The 3,602-nt window shown below is 68.7% G+C and carries 4 protein-coding genes; all 4 read left to right on the top strand.

Annotation, left to right across the window (positions count from 1 at the left end; genetic code table 11):
- Positions 1–1,263: methylmalonyl-CoA mutase family protein (locus tag ACFWF3_RS28340; protein WP_379316524.1), on the top strand; the 1,263-nt coding region annotated here is incomplete at its 5' end.
- Complete coding sequence (locus ACFWF3_RS28335; RefSeq protein ID WP_379316522.1) at positions 1,263–1,664, top strand: cobalamin B12-binding domain-containing protein; 402 nt, start codon at positions 1,263–1,265, stop codon at positions 1,662–1,664. The genes ACFWF3_RS28340 and ACFWF3_RS28335, both read left to right, overlap by 1 nt.
- 69 nt (positions 1,665–1,733) lie before the next feature.
- Complete coding sequence (locus ACFWF3_RS28330; RefSeq protein ID WP_378990271.1) at positions 1,734–2,690, top strand: LLM class F420-dependent oxidoreductase; 957 nt, start codon at positions 1,734–1,736, stop codon at positions 2,688–2,690.
- 104 nt (positions 2,691–2,794) lie between these two features.
- Positions 2,795–3,602 (top strand): CaiB/BaiF CoA transferase family protein (locus tag ACFWF3_RS28325; RefSeq protein WP_379316526.1); only part of this gene is annotated, 808 nt, incomplete at its 3' end.

The following is a 3,602-nucleotide window of genomic DNA, read 5'->3' as shown; positions in this document are numbered from 1 at the left end:
GCACAGGACACCCTCGCCGACGCCGAGATCCTGTTCGACGGCATGCCGCTGGACAAGATCAGCACCAGCTTCACGATCAACGGCACCGCCGCGATCCTGCTGGCGCTCTACGTTGCGGCGGCCGAGAAGAAGGGCGTGCCGCGCGAGAAGCTCACCGGCACGATCCAGAACGACATTCTCAAGGAATACGCCTCGCGCGGCACCTGGATCTGGCCGCCGGAACCGTCGCTGCGGCTGATCGCCGACACCATCGAATTCTGTGCGGCCGAAGTGCCGAGATTCAACGCGATCTCGGTGGCGGGCGCGCACTTTCGCGATGCCGGCGCCAACGCGGTGCAGGAGATGGCGTTCACTCTCGCCGACGGTGTCACTTACTGCGACACCGTGATCGAACGCGGCCGGATGACGATCGACCAGTTCGCGCCGCAGATCTCGTTCTTCTTCTATACCCACGGTGACTTCTTCGAGGAGATCGCCAAATACCGTGCGGGACGACGACGCTGGGCGACGATCGTGCGCGAGCGCTACGGGGCCACCACCGACAAGGCCTCGATGTTCCGCTTCGGCTGTGTCGCGGGCGGCGCTTCGCTGTACGCGCCACAGGCGCAGAACAACCTGGTGCGAGTGGCCTACGAGTCGATGGCCTCGGTGCTGGGCGGAGTGCAGTCGATGTTCACCGCGGCCTGGGACGAGCCGTTCGCGTTGCCGAGCGAGGAGTCCGCCACGCTCGCGCTGCGGACCCAGCAGATCCTGGCCTACGAAACCGGAGTCACCCGGGTCGCCGACCCGCTCGGTGGTTCCTACTTCGTCGAGGCGCTCACCGACGCGACCGAGGCTCGCATCATCGAGATCATGGACGACCTCGAGCGCCACGGCGGCATGGTCCGTTCGATCGAGGACGGCTACCTGCAGGGTCTGATCGCCGATGAGGCCTACCAGCTGCACAAGGACGTCGAGGCGGGCACCAAACCGGTCGTCGGGGTGAACCGGTTCGTCTCCGACGAGCCCGCGCCCGAGATCGCGACCTACGAACTCGACGCCGAGGGCCGCGACCTGCAACTGAAGCGTCTCGCCAGGGTGAAAGCCGAACGCGATTCCGTGGCGGTCCGGTCCAGCCTCACTGCCTTGTCCACCGCCGCCGAAGGAAACGAGAACCTGATGCACTACCTGATCGAGTGCGCGAACGCGTACTGCACGGTGGGGGAGATGACCGCCGCGCTCAAGGGCGTGTGGGGCGAGTTCCAGCAGCCGGTGGTGTTCTGATGAGCTCCCGTGTGCTCGTCGCCAAACCCGGTCTCGACGGCCATGATCGCGGGGCCAAGATCGTCGCCCGCGCGCTGCGCGACGCCGGTTTCGAAGTGATCTTCACCGGCATCCGCCAGCGCATCGAGGACATCGTGTCGATCGCGCTGCAGGAGGATGTCGCCGTCGTGGGGCTGAGCATTCTCTCGGGTGCCCACGTCTCGCTGACCACGCGCACCGTCGAGGCGTTGCGCGCGGCGGGCGCGGGCGATATCGCCGTGATCGTCGGCGGCACCATTCCCCAGTCCGATGTCGCGCGGCTGCTCGAAGTCGGCGCGGCGGCGGTGTTCCCGACGGGCACCTCGCTCGACACCCTCGTCACCGAGATCCGGGCGCTCACCAATACCCCGTCCCCGACCTGAGCGTCGGGTCGGTCGCAGCGGCGCTGACCACCGTGGTCGCGCGAAAAGTAGTGGAAGACGGAGGAATTCGTGCGTATCGGAGTGATGATCGGGCCCGAGAAGGGTGATGCGGCCCGCAAACTGTCCCGGATGCTCGACGACATCGCGTGGGCCGAGTCGGCGGGCCTGGACACCGCGTGGATACCCCAGATCCCGACCGATTTCGACGCGCTGATCACCATCGCGCTGATGGGACAGGTGACCACCCGGATCGAGTTGGGCACCGCCGTGGTGCCGCTGCAGGCCCAGCACCCCGTCGCCCTGGCCCGGCAGGCGCTGTCGGCGCAGGCCGCGGCGGGCGGACGGCTGGCGCTGGGTATCGGTCCCTCGCACCACTGGATCGTGGCGGACATGCTCGGGCTGCCCTACGAGAAACCGGCGGCCTACACCGCGGACTATCTCGAGGTGCTGAACGCGGGATTGCGCGGGCCCGGCACGGTGGACGTCGAGAACTCGACCTTCACGGTGCACAATCCGCTCGACCTCGGGCCGGTGGCCCCGGTGCCGGTGCTGGTCGCCGCGCTCGGTCCGGTGATGCTGCGCATCGCCGGCGAACAGGCCGACGGGACCATTCTCTGGATGGCCGACGAGCGCGCGGTGGGAGCCCATGTCGTGCCGCGGATCACCAAGGCGGCGGCCGAAGCGGGCCGTCCCGCGCCGCGGGTGGTCGCCGGTCTGCCGGTCTGCCTGTGCCGTCCCTCCGAGGTCGCCGAAGCCAAGGCCAGAGCGAACCGCATTCTCGGCGAAGCCGAGGTCTCGCCGAACTACCAGCGGTTGCTCGAAACCGGCGACGCCCGCGACATCGGCGACATCTGCGTCGCCGGTGACGAGAGCGCCATCGCCGAGGGGCTGCGCCGATACGGCGACGCCGGGGCCACCGATCTGTCGGTGCGCCTGCTGCCCATCGGCGACACCCGCGACGAGCTGGTCGCCTCCAAACGGCGCACCAGGGAGATGATCGCCGCTCTGGCAAAGGACTTACGGTGATCGGGGCGCGAGGCGAGAGCTTCCAGCTCTCGCGTGCTCGCGGCGCGCGGGGCGGGTCAGCGACCGGACCGCTGGCAGGCATCCGGATTCTCGAGGTCGGCACCATGCTGGCGGGGCCGTACGCCACCATGATGCTCGCCGATCTCGGCGCCGAGGTCACCAAGGTGGAACCGGCGGGCGGCGACATCTCACGGCAGGTGAGCGACAGTTACTTCGCCAGCCTCAACCGGGGCAAGCGCAGCATCAGCATCGCCCTGAACACCGCGCGCGGCCAGGACCAGCTCGGGGAGCTGGCCGCGAACGCGCATGCGCTGCTGGTGAATCTGAAGCCGTCGGCGATCCACCGGCTCGGCCTGACCTACGAAGCGCTACGCCGGTGGAACGAGCGCATCGTCTGCGTGGCGATCACCGGATTCGGTTTGGACGCCGGCGACGACCCGGCCTTCGACTACGTCATCCAGGCGGCCACCGGCATCGCGGCGCTCACCGGCGATCCCGCGGGCCCGCCGACGCTGCCCGGCTACTCCTCGGCCGACAACTCCACCGGATTGACCGCGGCGCTGGGTCTGCTCGCGCAGATCGTGTCCGGGCAGGGCGGCCAGGTGGAGGTGTCGTTGCGCGATGTCATGCTCTCGCAGCTGAACTACCACGCCTCGGCTTACCTCAACGACGGCACGACCCCGCAGCGCCGCCCGTTCGGAGCGCACACGTATTACGTTCCCGCGCAGATGTTTCCGACCGCCGAGGGGTATCTGGCGTTGTTCATCACCCACGACGGATTCTGGCGGCGCTTCGCCGGGGAAGCGGCGGTGGCGGGGTTCGAGACGATGGTCGAGCGGGCGAGCCGACGTGAGGAGGTGCTCGCGGCGGTCACCACCGCGCTCGCGGCCGACACCGCGGTGGGCTGGGAAT

This window comes from Nocardia sp. NPDC060220 (assembly GCF_042727815.1).
Taxonomy (GTDB): Bacteria; Actinomycetota; Actinomycetes; order Mycobacteriales; family Mycobacteriaceae; genus Nocardia.
The sequence above is the reverse complement of the archived record's forward strand: the minus strand, read 5'-3'. Positions and strand labels throughout refer to the sequence as shown.